The sequence below is a fragment of the Sulfitobacter sp. 1A13421 genome (assembly GCF_043557285.1).
Classification (GTDB): Bacteria; Pseudomonadota; Alphaproteobacteria; order Rhodobacterales; family Rhodobacteraceae; genus Sulfitobacter; species Sulfitobacter faviae.
This window is the reverse complement of record NZ_JBIFFQ010000007.1, coordinates 36,308-53,524: the sequence shown is the minus strand read 5'-3', so window position 1 is coordinate 53,524 and position 17,217 is coordinate 36,308. Positions and strand designations below refer to the sequence as shown.

Annotated in this window: 16 protein-coding genes; 2 read left to right on the top strand and 14 right to left on the bottom strand. The window is 63.2% G+C overall.

The window, feature by feature from the left end:
* Nucleotides 1–8: 8 nt before the first annotated feature.
* The 5 genes from bfr to ACGYLI_RS13150 all read right to left on the bottom strand — a co-directional run bounded on the left by bfr (nucleotide 9) and on the right by ACGYLI_RS13150 (nucleotide 3,953).
* Nucleotides 9–494 (bottom strand): bacterioferritin, encoded by a 486-nt coding sequence (gene bfr / locus ACGYLI_RS13170; protein ID WP_136720255.1) that lies wholly within the window; start codon nucleotides 492–494, stop codon nucleotides 9–11.
* Nucleotides 491–739 carry a bacterioferritin-associated ferredoxin gene (locus ACGYLI_RS13165; RefSeq protein ID WP_271692854.1) on the bottom strand — a complete coding sequence of 83 codons (249 nt, stop codon included), beginning with the start codon at nucleotides 737–739 and terminating at the stop codon, nucleotides 491–493. The genes bfr and ACGYLI_RS13165 overlap by 4 nt, the downstream gene beginning before the upstream one ends.
* A 63-nt stretch (nucleotides 740–802) precedes the next feature.
* Nucleotides 803–2,065 (bottom strand): imelysin family protein, encoded by a 1,263-nt coding sequence (locus tag ACGYLI_RS13160; RefSeq protein WP_394419628.1) that lies wholly within the window; start codon nucleotides 2,063–2,065, stop codon nucleotides 803–805.
* A gap of 128 nt (nucleotides 2,066–2,193) precedes the next feature.
* Nucleotides 2,194–2,751 carry a 16S rRNA (guanine(966)-N(2))-methyltransferase RsmD gene (gene rsmD, locus ACGYLI_RS13155; protein WP_394419535.1) on the bottom strand — a complete coding sequence of 186 codons (558 nt, stop codon included), beginning with the start codon at nucleotides 2,749–2,751 and terminating at the stop codon, nucleotides 2,194–2,196.
* Entirely contained in the window at nucleotides 2,748–3,953 is a 1,206-nt protein-coding gene (locus ACGYLI_RS13150) for an NAD(P)/FAD-dependent oxidoreductase (RefSeq protein WP_394419534.1), read from the bottom strand. The genes rsmD and ACGYLI_RS13150 overlap by 4 nt, the downstream gene beginning before the upstream one ends.
* Before the next feature lie 88 nt (nucleotides 3,954–4,041).
* Between ACGYLI_RS13150 and ACGYLI_RS13145 the strand changes: the two genes are divergently transcribed.
* Nucleotides 4,042–4,530: a peroxiredoxin gene (locus ACGYLI_RS13145; protein WP_209218513.1), complete on the top strand. Its 489-nt coding sequence runs from the start codon at nucleotides 4,042–4,044 to the stop codon at nucleotides 4,528–4,530.
* 222 nt (nucleotides 4,531–4,752) lie between these two features.
* Here ACGYLI_RS13145 and ACGYLI_RS13140 read toward each other — a convergent pair whose 3' ends face one another.
* The 8 genes from ACGYLI_RS13140 to ACGYLI_RS13105 all read right to left on the bottom strand — a co-directional run bounded on the left by ACGYLI_RS13140 (nucleotide 4,753) and on the right by ACGYLI_RS13105 (nucleotide 13,858).
* Entirely contained in the window at nucleotides 4,753–5,598 is an 846-nt protein-coding gene (locus ACGYLI_RS13140; protein ID WP_394401907.1) for a mechanosensitive ion channel family protein, read from the bottom strand.
* A gap of 12 nt (nucleotides 5,599–5,610) precedes the next feature.
* A complete protein-coding gene (locus ACGYLI_RS13135; RefSeq protein WP_209218515.1) occupies nucleotides 5,611–5,919 on the bottom strand; it encodes a 4a-hydroxytetrahydrobiopterin dehydratase in 309 nt (102 codons plus the stop codon).
* A complete protein-coding gene (locus ACGYLI_RS13130; RefSeq protein ID WP_394419533.1) occupies nucleotides 5,916–7,103 on the bottom strand; it encodes a GNAT family N-acetyltransferase in 1,188 nt (395 codons plus the stop codon). Before ACGYLI_RS13130 ends, ACGYLI_RS13135 begins: the two co-directional genes overlap by 4 nt.
* 48 nt (nucleotides 7,104–7,151) lie before the next feature.
* Nucleotides 7,152–7,913: a glycerophosphodiester phosphodiesterase family protein gene (locus ACGYLI_RS13125; protein WP_394419532.1), complete on the bottom strand. Its 762-nt coding sequence runs from the start codon at nucleotides 7,911–7,913 to the stop codon at nucleotides 7,152–7,154.
* A complete protein-coding gene (locus tag ACGYLI_RS13120) occupies nucleotides 7,910–8,368 on the bottom strand; it encodes a RidA family protein (RefSeq protein ID WP_394419531.1) in 459 nt (152 codons plus the stop codon). Before ACGYLI_RS13120 ends, ACGYLI_RS13125 begins: the two co-directional genes overlap by 4 nt.
* A gap of 84 nt (nucleotides 8,369–8,452) precedes the next feature.
* Nucleotides 8,453–9,763: an HlyD family type I secretion periplasmic adaptor subunit gene (locus tag ACGYLI_RS13115; RefSeq protein ID WP_394419530.1), complete on the bottom strand. Its 1,311-nt coding sequence runs from the start codon at nucleotides 9,761–9,763 to the stop codon at nucleotides 8,453–8,455.
* Nucleotides 9,760–11,496: a type I secretion system permease/ATPase gene (locus ACGYLI_RS13110; RefSeq protein WP_394419529.1), complete on the bottom strand. Its 1,737-nt coding sequence runs from the start codon at nucleotides 11,494–11,496 to the stop codon at nucleotides 9,760–9,762. Before ACGYLI_RS13110 ends, ACGYLI_RS13115 begins: the two co-directional genes overlap by 4 nt.
* A gap of 112 nt (nucleotides 11,497–11,608) precedes the next feature.
* Nucleotides 11,609–13,858 (bottom strand): PBP1A family penicillin-binding protein, encoded by a 2,250-nt coding sequence (locus ACGYLI_RS13105; RefSeq protein ID WP_322328504.1) that lies wholly within the window; start codon nucleotides 13,856–13,858, stop codon nucleotides 11,609–11,611.
* A 271-nt stretch (nucleotides 13,859–14,129) separates the two neighbouring features.
* Between ACGYLI_RS13105 and ACGYLI_RS13100 the strand changes: the two genes are divergently transcribed.
* Nucleotides 14,130–15,437 carry an ammonium transporter gene (locus ACGYLI_RS13100; RefSeq protein ID WP_067266825.1) on the top strand — a complete coding sequence of 436 codons (1,308 nt, stop codon included), beginning with the start codon at nucleotides 14,130–14,132 and terminating at the stop codon, nucleotides 15,435–15,437.
* Nucleotides 15,438–15,496: 59 nt separating this feature from the next.
* Here ACGYLI_RS13100 and ACGYLI_RS13095 read toward each other — a convergent pair whose 3' ends face one another.
* Nucleotides 15,497–17,197 (bottom strand): histidine kinase N-terminal 7TM domain-containing protein, encoded by a 1,701-nt coding sequence (locus ACGYLI_RS13095; RefSeq protein ID WP_394419528.1) that lies wholly within the window; start codon nucleotides 17,195–17,197, stop codon nucleotides 15,497–15,499.
* Between the last annotated feature and the right edge of the window lie 20 nt (nucleotides 17,198–17,217).

Below are 17,217 nucleotides of genomic sequence, written 5' to 3'. Positions count from 1 at the left end.
TGTCGCGGTTACTTGCTGTCGTCTGTCGGCTTGGCCTGAAGCTGGCCATAGACGGCCTCGCCCAGTTCCGCCTGAAGCGCCAGTTGGGTTTCGAGGAAGTCGATATGCCCTTCCTCATCGGCGATCAATTCTTCGAACAGGTTCTTCGAGACATAATCGCCCACCTGATCGCAGTGATTGCGCGCTTCGATATAGAGGGTGCGGGCCTCATGCTCGGCGGCGAGATCGGCCTCCAGACATTCCTTGACCGTTTCACCAATGCGCAGCGCGTCCAGCTTTTGCAGGTTGGGGTGCCCTTCGAGGAAGATGATCCGCTCTATCAGCTTGTCGGCGTGGTTCATCTCTTCGATGCTTTCCTCGCGCGATTTATCGGCAAGCCGACCATAGCCCCAGTCTTCTTGCAGGCGGTAATGCAGCCAATACTGGCTGACCGCCGTCAATTCGCTGCGCAATGCAGCGTTGAGATATTCGATGACCTTGTCGTCGCCCTTCATGAACCTGTCTCCTTGTTTGGTTTCGCCTGACGTAGAGTGGTTTTCAGCACAGGCACGGAAAAGTTGCCATTTCCGCGCATGGTAGACAAGAAGAGAGGCATGCACCCCCCGCAATCGGCTGCTTTGCCCAAAGCGCGGTATACTTTGCCGGCAGTAATAACCGTTCGCGCGTCCGAGGCGCGCATCCAGTCGATGGCATTGTTGATGTCGCGATCGGTGATGTTCTGACAGTGACAAACAATCATGGTGTTGCGTATTCCTTGGCTGGCCCCGGGCCGCGACAGCGCGCCCCGGGGGAAAGTTTAGGATTACTGGAAGACGGCCTCCGGCGCGTCGAGGCTGTCGGAGCCTTCAAAGGCGATCTCGTCACCGCCCAGAGCCGTCACCGCGCGCTCGATGGCGCGGGTCTGGTTCACCAGCGCGTCGACCGCGCCCATGATCAGCGCCTCGCCTTCGGCATTGCCGCGCTCAAGCATCATGTCATAGCTGAAACCCGCTTCGGCGGCGGTCTTGATCTGGCCCAGCTCCACCATGGAGGCGTTCAGCTTGGCGCGCAGGTCTTCGTCGACGCTGGCATCGGCACTGGCCACCAGATCGGACAGCGACGCGCCCGAGACCACACGCCCATCGACGCGCAGGTATTCGCCCAGATAGACGTTCCGCACGCCCAGCCCGTCATAGTAGTGGCTGTTGTGGGTGTTGTCCGAGAAGCAATCATGTTCTTCCTCGGGGTCGTTCAACATGACGCCCAGCTTCATCCGCTCCCCGGCCTGTTCGCCGTAGGAGAGCGAGCCCATGCCGGTCAGGATCGCGTCGATCCCGGCGTCTTCGTCGGCCAGCACGGCGGCGCGCGCCTCACCGCCTTCGGCCCATTGCCCGGCCATCCATTCCAGATCGCTGACCAAGAGATCGGTGGCGGCCTTGAGGTATTGCCCACGGCGGTCGCAATTGCCGCCGGTGCAGTCGTCGCCCGCTGCGTAGTCGGTCCAAGGACGGTCGCCCGCGCCGTGGTCGGTGCCGTTCAGGTCTTGGCCCCAGAGCAGGAATTCGATGGCGTGGTAGCCGGTGGCGACATTGGCCTCGACCGCGCCCGCCTCATGCAACTGCCCTTCGAGCAGTTCTGGCGTGATCTCGGTTGCGTCCACCTCTTCCCCGCCAAGCGTGAATGTCGGGTTGGCGATGACGTTCAGAACCGCCAGTTGGTTCTCATCTGTCTCACCGCCATAGGAGGCGTCGACATAGTCGATCAGACCTTCGTCCAGCGGCCATGCGTTTACCTTGCCTTCCCAATCATCGACGATGGCATTGCCAAAACGGAACACCTCGGTCTGCTGGTAGGGTACGCGGGCGGCCAGCCATGCGGTTTTCGCCGCCTGAAGCGCCTCAGCAGAGGGGGAGGCGATCAGCGTCTCGACGGCGGCTTGCAGGGTCTGCGCGGTGGTCAGGCTGTCTTCGTATCCGGCCTGCGCGATGTCGGCATAGGTGTCCAGCACCTCGGCCTTGCCTTGGGCGAATGCCGGGGCGGCGGCGAATGTGATCAGCGCAATGGCCGTGGACGCTTTGAGGCGCATCGGATGTCCTTCCTTGAAAATCACCATGGTCCCGACACAGGGCGTATCGGGCCTTCGGGCAATAGGTGACTTATTTTGTCGGAAAATACAAGGTACAACCTCACGCGGGCTGAACCTAGAGAACCCCGTTAGTTGGTGGTCCTTTCCAACAGGGTCACATGGGTATCGCCATATTTGCGCGTGTCGATCCCGGCGAATCCCTCAGGCGCCTGCATGGGGGCGCTTTCCTCCCAGACGACCATCGCCCCGGGGGCGAGCCAGCCGCCTTCGGCCGCCGCGACAAGCGCCTTTTGCCCCATGGACTTGCCATAGGGCGGGTCGAGAAAGACCAGATCGAAAGCCGCCTGCGTCCACGGCCCCAGCCGCGTGGCATCGTGGCGCAGCAATTGCGTGTCCGCCGTCGTGTCCAGCTTGCGCATATTCTCCCCGATCAGCCGCTGCCCGCTTCGGCCATTCTCAACGAAACAAACCGATGCGGCCCCGCGCGACAGCGCCTCGAACCCAAGCGCGCCGGTCCCTGCAAAGAGGTCCAACACCCGCGCGCCTTCGATCACGTCGTGATGGGTCAGCATCGAGAAAAGGCTTTCGCGCACCCGGTCCGAGGTCGGGCGCAGATGTGCCCCGGCGTCGCCCTTGCCAAGTGCCGCCAGCGGGCGGCCCCGGTATTTCCCAGCGATGATCCTCATGCCCGCAGCAGCGCCTTGAGGTCCGTCTGAGGGTCCGCGACCAAGGCAGGGTCGGGCGATTTGCCCGCCTCAATCAACCGTTTGCCAACCATATAGCCCCGTGGATCGTTCGCCGCATCGACGGCCAGCAAAGTCTCACCGCGGTAATACCAGAAGGACGCGCTGCCCGCGCCCCGGCGGGTGACGACGCGGTCATAGCCTGCGTTTAGCCCAGCGATTTGCAGTTTCACATCGTATTGGTCAGACCAGAACCACGGTTTGGCGACATATTCCTTGCCCGCGCCAAGGATGTTTTCGGCCACAACCTCGGCCTGATCGATGGCGTTCGGCACGCTTTCCAGACGGATGCGCCCGCCGCGATAGGGGAATGAGGTGCAGTCCCCCGCCGCCCAGATGCCGGGCAGGTTCGTGCGGCCCTGCGCGTCGACCTTGATGCCGTTGTCGACCTCGACCCCCGCGCTGGCGGCCAGCGCGATCTCGGGCTCGATGCCGACGCCAGTGATGACGAAATCGGCGGCGATCTCTGTGCCGTCGCTCAGCCGTGCGCCGGTGACATGGCCCGCGCCCGAGAGCCGATCCAGCCCCACGCCTTCGCGCAGGCGCACGCCGTGGCTTTCGTGCAGGGCGCGGAAATAATCGCTGGTCTCAGGCGCGGCCACCCGTTGCAGGATCCGGTCGGCCATTTCCACCAGCGTGACCTCAAGCCCCAGCTTGGCCGCGACCGCCGCCGCCTCCAGCCCGATATAACCGCCGCCGACGATCAGCACCTTCGCGCCCTTGACGAAACGCGGGGCCATGGCATCGACATCCGCCAGATCGCGCACGGTAAAGACACCCTCCAACGCCCCGCCGATCGCGGCGGGCAAGCGGCGCGGGATCGAGCCGGTGGCGAGCACCAGTTCGTCATAGGCGACGGCGCCGTCGGAGGTGCTCAGCACCCGCGCCTCAGGGTCAATCGCCGTGACGCGGCAGTCGGTTTTCAGCGTGATCCCTTGATCGGCGTAGAATGCCTCGGGCCGGAGCAAGAGACGCTCTTGGCTCACCTCCCCCAGCAGGTAGCCTTTGGACAGGGGCGGGCGCTGGTAAGGAGGGCATGGCTCGGCGCCGATCAGGGTGATTTTCCCCTCGAACCCGCCGCTTCGCAGTTTTGCCACGCATGACGCTCCCGCCTGCCCGGCTCCGATCACCACCACATGCTGCATCTGCCATCCCCCGATTGATCTGGTCTCAGTCGCGGTCAAAGCCTATATCTGGCCCCAAGACAACCGCAATGACAGGAGAGGCTATCCCATGACGATTTCTCAAGGTTCGACACTGCCAGACGCGAAACTGGTTCAGATGGGCGCCGACGGGCCCGAGCCGGTGCAGATGGCCGACAAGGTCAAAGGCCGCAAAGTGGTGATCTTTGCCGTGCCGGGCGCCTTCACGCCGACTTGCCACTCTGCCCATGTGCCCAGCTTCGTGCGCACGAAGGATCAGTTCGACGCAAAGGGCGTGGATGAGGTGATCTGCATCTCCTGCAATGATCCTTTCGTGATGAAGGCTTGGGGCGAGGCGACCGGCGCGACAGAGGCCGGGATCACCATGCTCGCCGACGCGAGCAGCGCGTTCACCCGCGCCATCGGCATGGAGTTCGACGCCGAGGGCGCCGGGCTGGTGGGCCGGTCCAAACGCTATGCGATGCTGGTCGAGGACGGTAAGGTCACGCTCTGGCAGCCCGAAGAAAGCGCAGGCACCTGCGAGATTTCCGGCGGTGAAGCGTTGCTGGATAATATGTAAAGTGATGGGCAGCGGCCGAGCGGATCAGGCGCTGCCCTTCCAACGACCCCGCCCGGTGGCACACCGGGCAACGCCCTCCCTCCCCCCGGAGGGCGATTTTGTACGGGTCCGGCAGACGGAACCTCAATCTAGGATGAACCGGCCAGCCATAGAGCGAGCCCCTCATCGCCCCCCAGGGAGGGCGATGCCCTTCGTTTCAGCAGGCAACACCCTTCAGACGCCTTACTCCGCCGCCTGAACGATTGTGCGCGTGGGGAAGGGAATATCCACCCCGCCCTCATCTAACGCCTCTTTGACCTTGCGGGTCATATCGGCCTTGAAGGCAAAATAATCATCCGCGCTGCACCAGACCCGCACAAGGAAATCCACCGAACTATCGTTGAGGTTGTTCACCTGAATGAAGGGCTCGGGATCCGTATGCGCGCGTTCATCCGACATGATCGTGCTGCGGATGATATCCTCGGCGGTCTTGAGGTTCGCGCCATAGCCCACACCAAAGGTCCACTCCGCCCGGCGCGTCGGGTTGACGGAATAGTTGGTGATCACATTGCCCCAAACCTCGGAGTTCGGCACGATGACCTGCACGTTGCTGAGATCGGCGAGAACCGTGTAGTTCAGGTTGATCTGTTTGATCGTCCCCATCTCGCCCGCGATCACAACGAAATCGCCGATCTTGATAGGGCGGAACAGGATCAGCATGACGCCCGCGGCCACGTTCGACAGGGTGCCTTGCAGGGCCAGACCAATCGCCAGACCCGCGGCACCGATGACTGCCACGACCGAGGTCGTTTTGACCCCGAAAGTGTTGAGCACGAACAGAACAGTGAAGCCCAGCACCACATAGCGCACGATGGAAGCCAGAAATTCGAACAGCATCTCATCAAGGTGTTTGTGCCGCTTGCCAAGGTTCTCAACCCGGTGCTGCAGCCAACTGGAGATGATCCACCCCAGCAGCAAAATGGCAATCGCGGCGATCACCGACCCCGCCGCGCTGGCCAAGAACTCCAGCGTCAGCAGATCGGCAACTGTCTTGCCCTGCCACAACTCGGTTTCAAACAAATCTTGCATCCGGTCTCTCCGTCAGTCTTTGCCGGCCCCAAAGAGACCATCCATCTTACGCGCCAGCTTCGCATCGAGCGAGCTGAGCCCATCCACGTCATGGGTGATCAACGTTACCTCCACCCGGTTGTAAACGTTGCTCCATTCCGGATGGTGATTCCATTTTTCCGCCCAGATTGCTACCCTTGTCATCCAGCCAATGGCATCCACGAAATCACTGAACTTGAAGGTCTTGTGGATCGCATCCCGGCCTTCGACCATTTCCCAGCCCGTGTTGAACAGCGGCTGAAGCAGGGTCTTTCGGGTTTCGATGCTTAATCTCTCGGTCATTCTTGTTCCTCGATCGTCGTCTTTTTGAAAGGGCCGTAGTCGGTCAGCACACTGATCTCCTCGTCCACGGCGTCGCGTTCGGCCTGCAGATACTCCCCCACGGCAGAAGCAAAACCCGGATCGCGCATCCAATGCAGCGACCATGTGGGCGAGGGCAGATAGCCCCGCGCGAGCTTGTGTTCGCCCTGCGCGCCTGCCTCGACACGGGCAAGGCCGTGGGCAATGGCGAAATCCATGGCGCGATAATAGCACAGTTCGAAATGCAGGAAGGGGTGGTGTTCGGTGCAGCCCCAGTAGCGGCCAAAGAGCGTCTCACGCCCGATAAAGTTCAGCGCCCCCGCGACCCAACGCCCGTCGCGTTCGGCCAGCACCAGCGCGATATCATCGCGCAGGCTTTCCTGCGCATGGTCAAAAAACTCACGTGTAAGGTAAGGCGAGCCCCATTTTCGCGCGCCGGTGTCTTGATAGAACTGCCAAAAGGCGTCCCAATGTTCCGGCTCAATCTGGTCTCCGGTGAACGTATGGATCGTGCCGCCGAAATCCTGTGCCTGCGCGCGTTCCTTGCGAATGTTCTTGCGCTTGCGCGAGGACAGGCTGGCAAGGAACCCGTCGAAATCCGTATAGTCGCGATTGTGCCAATGGAACTGCTGACTCTTGCGGCTCATCACACCCAGACCTTCGGCCCGCGCGACTTCACCCTCGGTACAAAAGGTCACATGCAGTGACGACAGGCCGTTGTTGTCGGTCAACTGCACCGCGCCTTGAACCAGCGCGGCCGTGCCCGCCTCTTCGAACCCGGGCCGCACTAGAAAACGCCGCCCGGTGGCGGGGGTATGCGGCACTGCGATCTGGAGTTTCGGGTAATAGCGCCCGCCCGCGCGCTCATAGGCATGGGCCCAGTTGTGATCGAAGATATATTCGCCTTGGCTGTGGGATTTGGCATACATCGGCGCGACGGCGATCACTTGGCCTGCGATCCGCGCCACCAGATACTGCGGCTGCCAACCGGTGCCGGGGCCGACCGAGCCGCTGCGCTCAAGCGCCGAAAGGAAGCGATAGGTGGTGAAAGGGTCGCGCGGACGGCCCCCATCCGCGGCCTCGGGACAGGCGCAGGCGTCCCAATCCTCTTGGCCGATCTGCGCCAATTCCGGCACCACGGTAATCTCGATTTCCTGCGCGTTCATCTGAGCCTTGCCTGCCTTGGGTCCTATGTGTGGCCTCGGCCTCGCAGATCAAGGGCGCGGGCGCGGCAGATAATCCTCAAAGGTCACGTTCTGCGCCACCTGACGCGCGATCTCTTCCTCCGCTTGACTGCGGATCGTCCAGCAGAGCACCGCCGCCCCTTCGGCCTTGAGTTCCGCCACGCGGGGGCGGTTCAGGTCGTCGGCCTCATGGCTGATGAAACAAGACCCGCTGTCAGCGTAATCGGGAATCTCGCGCAGCCGGTCACAGGTCGCGGCGGGCAGCGGCCATTCATCGGGGCGATAGGCGCTGGTGGTTAGGCCGCGCGGCACCTCGGGCAAAAGCCGGGCCAGCGCGCGCACCGAATGCGGGTTGAAGGACATGACCGCCAGATCACCGCGGTAGCGGCCAAGCAGTTCCGCCGCGGCGGCCTCAAGCGCACCAACATCCGGCCCCATGGCACCGTCCTGATCCTTGAACTCCACCAAGAGCGGCACGCGCCCGGCGACGAGGTCGAGGATGTCCTCAAGCGTCGGGATGCCCTCATCACCTCCCTTCAGCGGGATCGCGGCAAGGGCACTTGCGTCGCGCAGCCGAACCGCGCCCTGCTCTGCCGTCAGCCGCTCCAACCCGTAATCGTGGAAGACCATCGGCTTGCCGTCGGCGCTGAGTTGCAGGTCGATCTCGATGCCTAGCCCCGCATCGACAGCCGCGCGCACGGCGGCGCGGCTGTTCTCGGGCCGTCCAGCGGCGAGGTCATGCAGCGCGCGATGCGCCAGCGGAATGTTCAAAAAGGCGGCAGGAAGGGTCATTCGATCTCAAAGATGCCTTCGATTTCGACGGCGACACCCAGCGGCAGCGACGCAGCGGAAACCGCCGAACGGGCGTGACGGCCCGCCTCGCCCAACGCCTCAACCATGAAATCGGAGGCGCCGTTGATCACCTTGGGCTGGTCGGTGAAATCGGCGGTGGAGTTCACGAAACCGGTCAGTTTCACCACCCGCTTGAGACGGTCCAGATCGCCATCACAAGCGGCGCGGACCTGCGCCAGAAGGCTCAGCGCACAGCTGCGCGCGGCGGCGGCACCGGCGTCGACATCCATATCAGCGCCCAAACGCCCGGTGATCAACCCATCCGGCCCGTTGGAAATCTGGCCCGAGACATAGACGGTATTGCCGGTGACCACGAAGGGCACGTAGTTCGCGGCGGGTGCGGGCGCGTCGGGCAGGGTGATGCCGAGTTCGGCAAGGCGGGCGGTCAGGGACATGACGGGCTTCCTTTGGTTGCGGTTCTGGGCGGACGCTAACCGCCCGCCGCGCCAAGGGAAAGCCCCTTTGCCACCTGCCCCGCCTCAGCTTTCGCGGAAGGCGCGGGCGAAATAGTCGGCCATCGGTTTCAGCAAATAGGCCATGGGAGAGCGCTCACCGGTGCGGATGAAAGCCTCAACCGGCATGCCGGGGAGGAGGATGGTGCCTTCCTCCAGCTTATCCGTTTCACCGGGGTTCAGCGCGATCTCGGCCCGGTAATAGCTCTGACCGGTGGCGTCATCCTCGATGGAATCGGCAGAGACCTGCAAGACCTTGCCCACCAGCTCCGGCGTGGTGCGCTGGTTCAGCGCCGAAAGACGCAGGTTCACCTCTTGGCCCACGGCGACCTGATCGATGTGAATGGTCTGCACCTGCGAGGCGATGATCAGCGGACGGTCCTGCGGGACGAGATACATCAGCGGCTCCGCCGCGCGCACGACCGAGCGCGGGGTCTGCACCTGCATGCCATAGATCACCCCCGACACCGGCGCGCGAATATCAAGGCGGTCAATCTCGGCCCTGAGCGCGCGGCGTTGCTCGGCCATCTCCAACTCACGGTATCGCAGATCACGCAGCTGGGTGATCGCCTCTTCCCGCCCGGCGGAGCGCAGTTTGAGCCGTTCGATGTCGATCTCTGTCACCCGCTCTTGTGACTGGGCCTTTTGCGCCGAAAGCTCTCCGATCTGGCCGCGCAGGCGGGCCTGTTCGCGCATGAGGGTGAGCACGGCAGAGGCCTGCGTCAGGCCACGGTCCAGCAGCGATTGCTGATTGGCCAATTCCTCTTCGATCAGCTCCAACTGCCGCGAAAGCGCGGCCTCCTGTGCATCGACCCCGCGGATTTGCGCGTTAATCTGCGCCCGGCGTTTGCCCAACTGCTCAAGCTCTTGCGCCACGCTGACGCGGCGCGCGTCAAAGAGGTTGCGCTGCCCGTCCACCAATTCCTGCACGTCAGGGTTCGTCGCCCCGGCGGTCAGCAACTCTTCGTCAAATGTGACCGTCTCGACCTCGTCGCGCTGCGCTTCCAGCCGCCCACGCCGAGCCATAAGCTCGTAAAGCTGCCCCTCGACGATGGCCAATTGCGAGGTCAACTGCTCCGCATCCAGCCGCAGCAGCACATCCCCGGCAGCGACGCTGTCGCCCTCATCCACAAGGATGTCGGCCACCACGCCGCCGGTCTCATGCTGGACGATCTGCCGGTTGCGGTCGACTTCGATCCGGCCCGAGGCCACGACCGCCCCGGCGATTTGGCTGGTCACTGCCCATGTGCCAAAACCGCCGAAGAGCAGGAACAGCCCGATGAACCCAAGGATCAGGGGCCGCCTCGCCGACCAGCGCTTGTCCTCGCGGGCGTTCATACCACGCCCCCCGAGCGCGCGGGCGCTTTCTGGATCTCGCGGTGGTTTTGCACCATCCCGGCCAGCACCTCATCCTTGGGGCCAAAGGCTTTGCGCATGCCGTTATCCAGCACCAGCAGCGTGTCGCATTCCTGAATGGCTGCCGGGCGATGCGCCATGATCAGCACGGACCGCCCGCTGGCCTTCATCTGCCGGATCGCGTGGTTCAGCGCCTGAGAGCCGGTATTGTCGAGGTTCGAGTTCGGCTCATCCAGCACGACGATCACCGGGTCATCATAAAGCGCCCGCGCCAGCCCGATCCGCTGCATCTGCCCGCCCGAAAGCCGCACCTGCCCCGCGCGGATGGGCGTGTCATAGCCTTGCGGGAATTCGAGGATCATCTCATGGGCCGCCGCCATCTTGGCCGCCTTGACCACTTTGGCGTCATCGGGTTCAGGAGAGAGCCGGGCGATATTCTCGGCAATGGTGCCATCGAACAGCTGAACGCGCTGCGGGAGATATCCGATATGCCGCCCCAAGGTCTCGCTCCCGTAATGCTCCAGCGCGGCCCCGTCGAGGCGGATAGACCCGCCCGCAGGCGGCCAGACCCCGGTGAGCGTGCGGGCCAAGGTCGATTTCCCCGCCCCCGAAGGGCCGATCACGCCAACCGCCTGCCCCGGCTCTACGGTGAAGTTGATCGACTTGAGCGCCGCCTGTTTCTCACCCGGTGCCACGACGGTCAGCGCTTTTGCGGCGAGTTTTGCCTTTGGCTGTGGCAGGGCGGTGCGCGCGGGTTCCTCCCCCACCGCGCCCAGAAGCTGCGCCAGATTGGCCCAACCGGCCCGGCCCCGCTGCACCACGGGCCATTGGTTCAACGCCAGTTCCACCGGGGCCAGCGCCCGGCCCAATAGGATCGAACCTGCGATCATCGCGCCCGGCGTCATCTGGTTTTTCAAAACCAGCCAAGCGCCGAGGCCCAGCATGGCGGATTGCAGAAACAACCGCAGCGTCTTGGTCATCGCGGTAAAGGTACCGCCCACGTCGGTCGATTTCACCTGCTGCGCCAGCGCCTGCCCCCGGGCCTGCTGCCAGCGGGTAAAGGCGGCATCGCGCATGCCCATGGCCTGCACCATCTCCGCCTCGACCCTGATCTGGCCCGACATGGCATCCGCCGCCTGCCCCGAGACGCCAGCCCGGGCTTGGCTTTCGCGCGACAGCATTTGATTGGCCACCGCGATTGCCACCAGCACAGCGGCACCGCCCAAGGCCAGCCAGCCCAGCATCGGGTGGAACAAGAAGATCGCGGCAAAGAAGATCGGCGTCCATGGCGCGTCAAAGGCGGCCATCAGCACCGGGGAGGTCATGAGGCGCTGCACGGCTTCGAGATCGGCAAGGCCCGCGTTGGTTTTCACATCCGGGGCCACGGCAGATTTGCGCACCACCGCGTCGAACACCCGCCGGTCGAGATCGGATTGAAACCGCGCCCCCACCCGCGCCATGATCCGACCGCGCGTGTAGTCCAAAAGCCCCATCACCGCATAAAGAAAGACGACGAGAACCGAGAGGGCGATCAGCGTTTCCTCTGACCCTGAGCCGAGCACGCGGTCATAGACCTGCAACATATAGAGCGGGCCGGTGAGCATGAGCATATTGGCAAAAAGGCTGAACAAGGCCACCGCCCAATAAAGCCCGCGGCTGCGCCTGCGCACGCGACGCAGCTCGGACAGCCCCCTGTTCACCACATCGCTTTGCATCAAACCCCTTCAACGCTGCCCGCCACGCGCGCAGCACCTTCCCGCCTTTGGGGAATTGATACTGAGTTTAACAACCCAATGCTATTGATTTTTCGGCCCGCCCCCGACCGCCTCAGCGGTCAAGGAAGTTCGGCGCGGGCGCGCTGGCACCGCTGCCGCTGCTGCCGCCGCCAAAGATATCGCGCAGAACCCGGTCGATCACATTGTCCGCGCCGCCGCCTTGGTTGCCACCGCCCTGCGGTTGCGGCTGTGGCTGCGGTTCGGGCTGTGCCTCGCTCAGGTTGCTGGGCGGGGCGGGCGCCTGCATCGGCAACTCCTTGAGGGGCATTCCCTCATGCACGCGGCTCATGGTTTCGCGCCAAATCTCTGCGGGCAGGCCACCGCCCGTGACCCCGGTGAGCGGCGTGTTGTCGTCATAGCCCATCCAGACCCCGGCCACATAATCCGCCGAGAAGCCCACAAACCAAGCATCCTTATTGGCCGAGGTGGTGCCGGTCTTGCCCGCCAATTGCCGCCCGCCAAACTTGGCGCGCTGGCCGGTCCCTTCAGAGATCACCTTTTCCATCATATAGACCAACTGGCGTGCGGCATCTTCTTGGATCACACGTTCGTTGATGCCGCCGCCGGTGCCCATCAGCGGCTCCGTCTCGCCCAGAAGGCGTAGGTCTACCAACCCATAGGGCGTCACCGATGAGCCGCCGTTGAGGATACCGGCATAGGCGCCGGTCATTTCAAGCAAGGTGCTCTCTGATGCGCCAAGCGCCAGCGCCGGACCAGCGGCCAGATCGCTTTTGATGCCGAACTGGGTGGCGACCGAACTCACCGTTTCGCGGCCCACGCTTTCCGAGACTTTCACCGCCGGAATGTTCAGCGAGCTTTTCAGTGCCTCGGTCAGGGTCACCGGCCCCTTGAAACTCTTGGTGTAGTTCTTGGGGCACCATTGCCCCGAGCCGGGAATGTTCAGGCAATAGGGCTCATCCACGATGATGTCATCGGGCGAATAGCCCAGATCGAGCGCCGCGGCATAGATGAAGGGTTTAAAGGCCGAGCCGGTCTGACGCATCGCCTGCGTGGCGCGGTTGAAGGCGCCCGCGACCTTGGTCTTGCGTCCGCCCACAAGCGCACGCACCGCGCCATCAGAAGACATCACCACGATCGCCGCCTGCGCCTTGGAGCCTTCGCGGACCTTATTCTCGAACACCCATTTCAAGCCTTCCTCGGCTGCGCGCTGGATGCGCTGATCGAGGGTGGTCTTGATGATCACATCTTCGGTGGTGTTGCGGGTAAAGAATTCGGGCCCCGAGGACATGACCCAGTCGGCGAAATAACCGCCCGCCTCGGCCTCTGCCGCCTCGGACAGTTGCGCGGGGTTGGCGATGGCCTCATCAGCCTCGGCGGCAGAGAGATAGCCCTGCTCTTCCATCAGGCGGATCACCGTGGCGGCGCGGCTTTGCGACCGGTCCAGATTGTTGGTGGGCGAAAGCGTCGTGGGCGCGGTCAAAAGACCGGCCAGCATCGCGCCTTCGGCGGGCGAGAGGGCCGCTGCGGGCTTGCCAAAGAACCGCTGCGCCGCGGCCTCTGCCCCAAAGGCACCGCCGCCCATATAGGCGCGGTTAAGGTAGATCGAGAGGATGTCGTTCTTGGTGTATTTCAACTCCATCGCGATGGCAAAGAGCGCTTCCTTGGCTTTGCGGCCCAAGGAAGAGCGACGGCATTCCGCCTCATATTCCTTTTCCGTCATGCCGCTGCTGGGGTCATAGGGCTCCCCCAGACAGAGCAGTTTGGCTGTCTGTTGGGTGATGGTCGAGCCGCCGTGGCCGGAAAGCGGCCCGCGCCCCTCGCTCAGGTTGATGCGCACAGCCGAGGCGATGCCGCGCGGGCTGACGCCCAGATGGCGATAGAATCGCTTGTCCTCGGTGGCGATGACCGCGTTTCTCAGATGTTTGGAGACCGATTCCGCCGAGACCACGCCGCCAAACTGGTCGCCGCGCCAAGCAAAGACCTCGCCCTCTCGGTCGAGCATGGTAACAGAGCCACGCGCGCGGCCATCCAGCAGCGTTTCGAGCGGCGGGATCGTGGTGTAGATATAGCCAACGGCCAAGGCGAGCACGAGGAAGATGACAAGGCTCACCCGCCATGTGATGGTCCAGATCAGCCGCCAAATCCAACGGGCCACCCCCGCGAAAAAGCCGAGGATACCGCCGCGCCGGGGGCGTTTGGGACGAGCGGCTTTGCGGCGGGCGGGCGCGGCCTTGCGCGTGGCCGGTTTGCCCCGCGCTGCGGTCTTGGCCTTGGGTTTGGCCTTACCGGGATACCGCTTGTCGGCCACCAAAGGGCGTTTGCGCTTGTTCTTGTCGGTCATAATATCGCCTGCTCGGCCCTATTTTTCGCCACTTTAGCCTGACTGCAGCGGTTTGTTTAGCGCTGCAAGGTCCAATCGGCGTCAAATGTCTGATTAATTTATAAGCAGATTCCAGCCTGCGCCCGCTTTTTAGGCGGCACTGCCACGCAATGGCGCAAATATGGCAGGCAAACCTGTCCAAGAGCGCCCGATATCCGGTTTTCTCATGCTGCACGGGCAGCCGCCCGCTTCGGTAAGCACGCATTCGGACCCGCAGACAGGAAACGACCATATGAAACCCATCTTAATACTTCCCCTCGCAGCGGCGGTCAGCGCCCTGCCCGGGCTGGCGCTGGCACAGGACGCGGAATACGCGACGCTGGCGGATACGACCTTCATCTTCAACACCCTGCTTTTCCTGATCGGCGGCTTCCTCGTCTTCTGGATGGCGGCGGGTTTCGCCATGCTGGAAGCCGGGCTGGTGCGTTCCAAGAACGTCACCACGCAGCTGACCAAGAACATGGGCCTCTTTGCGCTTGCCGCGGTCATGTATTGGCTGGTGGGCTATAACATCATGTATCCCGGTGACGGCAATTGGATCATGGAAGGCGTCTTTGGCACCTTCGCGACCAAGGACATCAAGACCGAGATCGACGCGGGCGGCTATTCCAATGCCTCCGACTTCTTCTTTCAGCTGATGTTCTGCGCCACCACCGCCTCCATCGTGTCGGGTGCGCTGGCCGAGCGGATCAAGCTGTGGCCTTTCCTGATCTTCGTGGTCGTGCTGACCGGCTTCATCTACCCGATCGAAGCGTCCTGGCAGTGGGGCGGCGGTTTCCTTTCCGCCATGGGCTTCAGCGACTTCGCCGGCTCGACCCTCGTGCACGCCGCTGGTGGTTTCGCTGCCCTTGCCGGGGCCATCGTTCTGGGGCCGCGTTTGGGTAAATACGGCAAGGATGGCCGCGTTGTGCCGATGCCGGGTTCCAACCTTGCGCTCGCCACTTTGGGCACGTTCATCCTGTGGATGGGCTGGTTCGGCTTTAACGGTGCGTCGCAGCTTGCCATGGGCACCATCGAAGACGTGGACGCCGTGGCGCAGATCTTTGCAAACACCAACATGGCCGCTGCCGCCGGTGCCGTCGCCGCGCTGATCCTGACGCAGGTGATGTACAAGAAAGTCGACCTGACCATGGTGCTGAACGGCGCGCTGGCCGGTCTCGTCTCGATCACCGCAGGGCCGCTTGACCCGACGCTGTTTGGTGCGCTTTGGATCGGTGCCGTGGGTGGTGTCATCGTCGTGCTAACCGTGCCGATGCTCGACAAGTTCAAGATCGACGATGTGGTCGGCGCGATCCCGGTTCACCTGATCGCCGGTTTCTGGGGCACGCTGGTCGTGCCGGTCTATACCGAAGGCACATCCTTCGTCACACAGATCATCGGCTTCGCCGCGGTTGGCCTCTTTGTCTTCATCGTCAGCTTCGTCGTCTGGCTGATCCTGAAAGCCGCCGGTGGCATCCGCGTCAGCGAAGAGGCCGAGATCACCGGTCTGGACATGTCCGAACTGGGCATGGAAGCCTACCCCGAGTTCGCCAAGGGCTAAGTCCCGGCGACATCGCCAAACAATTGACCGCCCGGCCCGCAATGGCCGGGCGGTTTGCGTTAGGCCACTAGGGGTAAAGAAATGATAAAGGTCGTGCCGACACCCGGGGCGCTGACATAGCGGATGCTGCCCCCGTGCCGGTCCAGAATCTGCCGGGTGATATGCATTCCCAGACCGCTGCCATAGGCGACCTTGGTGTCGGAGCCATCGACCTGCGAAAAGGGCGCAAAGACCTGCTCCTCCGCGCCCGGGGGGATGCCACAGCCGCTGTCGCTGACCTGCACATGCGCCACGCCTTCGGACTGCTGAAGGCTGACCTCCACCTGCCCGCCCGGCGCAGAGAATTTCACCGCGTTCGACAGCACATTTCCAAAGACCTGCCCCAATCGCTCTGCATCGGCTTGGACCGTCAGCACCGTCTCGGGCATCTCGCAGCGGAAGCGGATATCCTTCTCCGGTTGCAGGCTCTCTGCCCGGGCCACAGCCTTTTGCACCAGCGGGGCGAGAGCGGCAGGCTGCAGGTCGATGCTGAACTCGGCACTGCTGAGGCTTTGGGTGTCGATCAGATCATTGACCAGGGTCGTCAGCGTCTCGGAGCTACCCTTGGCCTTTGCCAGCAGACGCGCCTTTTGCGCATCGCTCACCTTGGCCCCGCCCTGCGACAACAAGCCAAGCGCGCCGTTGATGACCGTCAGCGGGGTGCGCAGCTCATGGCTGACCGTGGCAAGGAACTGCGCCTGCATCTGCTCGGCAGCGATGGCCTTTTCGGCGGCGATCTTCTGCACGGTCACATCCAAGAGCGCCACAGCCCAGCCCACCTGTTTCTGCCCCGCACCCAGAGAAATCGCATGGGCGCGCACGGCGAAATGGCGGTGACCCAGTTGGATATCGGTCACATCGGGCAGGCTACCATGGGCCGCGAGATAGCGGATGATCGGCCCCAACTCCCCAAAGGCGCTCAGCGGTGCCTCGGGATCGGCCTCCCGACGCAAGAGGTCTGCGGCGGCTGGATTGGTCTCGATCGCAGCGCCGCTCGGGTCGACCACAAAAACCGGATCGGTGCTGTTGTAGAACAACAGTTCGCGCGCGATTGCGTTCACGTCGATCCAGCGGTTGTCGGCCACCAGCCAGACCACCAGCGTCAGCGAAAGCGCGAATGAGAAAGGCGTCGGATCGGTGTTGAACAGGGTGATGCCGCCCAAGATATAGGCCAGATTGGCCACCATGGGGATCAGCGTCGCGGCAAAAAGCTTGAGGAAAAAGCTGCGCACCGCCGGGTTGGCCGAACGCACCGCCCGCCCCGCCACCACCGCCGCCGCCATGATGACCATGTAAAGATAGGTGATCGCGATGAAGAACAGCGGGCCGTGGTCGGATTGGACATAGGCCCCCTCTGCGCTCAGCAACCACTTGGTTTCGGGGCCATAGAATTTCTCATGCCAACCGCTCGTCACCGCGGCGAGGGTGATCAGCGCAGGCGCAAGCCCCGCGCAAAGCGGCACGAGCCACCGCGGCACCTTGGCCCCGAGCGCATATTCATAGAGGAAGAAAGCCCAGAAGGTCGGCAGCAGCACAAAACCGATCCACGCCCAACGGCTGACCCCAAAGGCGCAGGCGGCAGAGGTGGCGGAAAGCTCGACCCCGACCGACAAAAGCCAGAAATCCATGGCCAGAATGGCCAGCAAAAACCAATATTTACCGGGCAGGCTGCTGTGCCCGCGCACCCAATAGCCCAACACGGTGACAAGCGTGGCTGTCACGATTACCAGCTCTACCGCTG

Bases quoted from the DNA above. Each gene is read 5' to 3' on its own strand.
- bfr (WP_136720255.1), bottom strand. From the start codon at position 494: ATGAAGGGCGACGACAAGGTCATCGAATATCTCAACGCTGCATTGCGC.
- ACGYLI_RS13165 (WP_271692854.1), bottom strand. From the start codon at position 739: ATGATTGTTTGTCACTGTCAGAACATCACCGATCGCGACATCAACAAT.
- ACGYLI_RS13160 (WP_394419628.1), bottom strand. From the start codon at position 2,065: ATGCGCCTCAAAGCGTCCACGGCCATTGCGCTGATCACATTCGCCGCC.
- rsmD (WP_394419535.1), bottom strand. From the start codon at position 2,751: ATGAGGATCATCGCTGGGAAATACCGGGGCCGCCCGCTGGCGGCACTT.
- ACGYLI_RS13150 (WP_394419534.1), bottom strand. From the start codon at position 3,953: ATGCAGCATGTGGTGGTGATCGGAGCCGGGCAGGCGGGAGCGTCATGC.
- ACGYLI_RS13145 (WP_209218513.1), top strand. From the start codon at position 4,042: ATGACGATTTCTCAAGGTTCGACACTGCCAGACGCGAAACTGGTTCAG.
- ACGYLI_RS13140 (WP_394401907.1), bottom strand. From the start codon at position 5,598: ATGCAAGATTTGTTTGAAACCGAGTTGTGGCAGGGCAAGACAGTTGCC.
- ACGYLI_RS13135 (WP_209218515.1), bottom strand. From the start codon at position 5,919: ATGACCGAGAGATTAAGCATCGAAACCCGAAAGACCCTGCTTCAGCCG.
- ACGYLI_RS13130 (WP_394419533.1), bottom strand. From the start codon at position 7,103: ATGAACGCGCAGGAAATCGAGATTACCGTGGTGCCGGAATTGGCGCAG.
- ACGYLI_RS13125 (WP_394419532.1), bottom strand. From the start codon at position 7,913: ATGACCCTTCCTGCCGCCTTTTTGAACATTCCGCTGGCGCATCGCGCG.
- ACGYLI_RS13120 (WP_394419531.1), bottom strand. From the start codon at position 8,368: ATGTCCCTGACCGCCCGCCTTGCCGAACTCGGCATCACCCTGCCCGAC.
- ACGYLI_RS13115 (WP_394419530.1), bottom strand. From the start codon at position 9,763: ATGAACGCCCGCGAGGACAAGCGCTGGTCGGCGAGGCGGCCCCTGATC.
- ACGYLI_RS13110 (WP_394419529.1), bottom strand. From the start codon at position 11,496: ATGCAAAGCGATGTGGTGAACAGGGGGCTGTCCGAGCTGCGTCGCGTG.
- ACGYLI_RS13105 (WP_322328504.1), bottom strand. From the start codon at position 13,858: ATGACCGACAAGAACAAGCGCAAACGCCCTTTGGTGGCCGACAAGCGG.
- ACGYLI_RS13100 (WP_067266825.1), top strand. From the start codon at position 14,130: ATGAAACCCATCTTAATACTTCCCCTCGCAGCGGCGGTCAGCGCCCTG.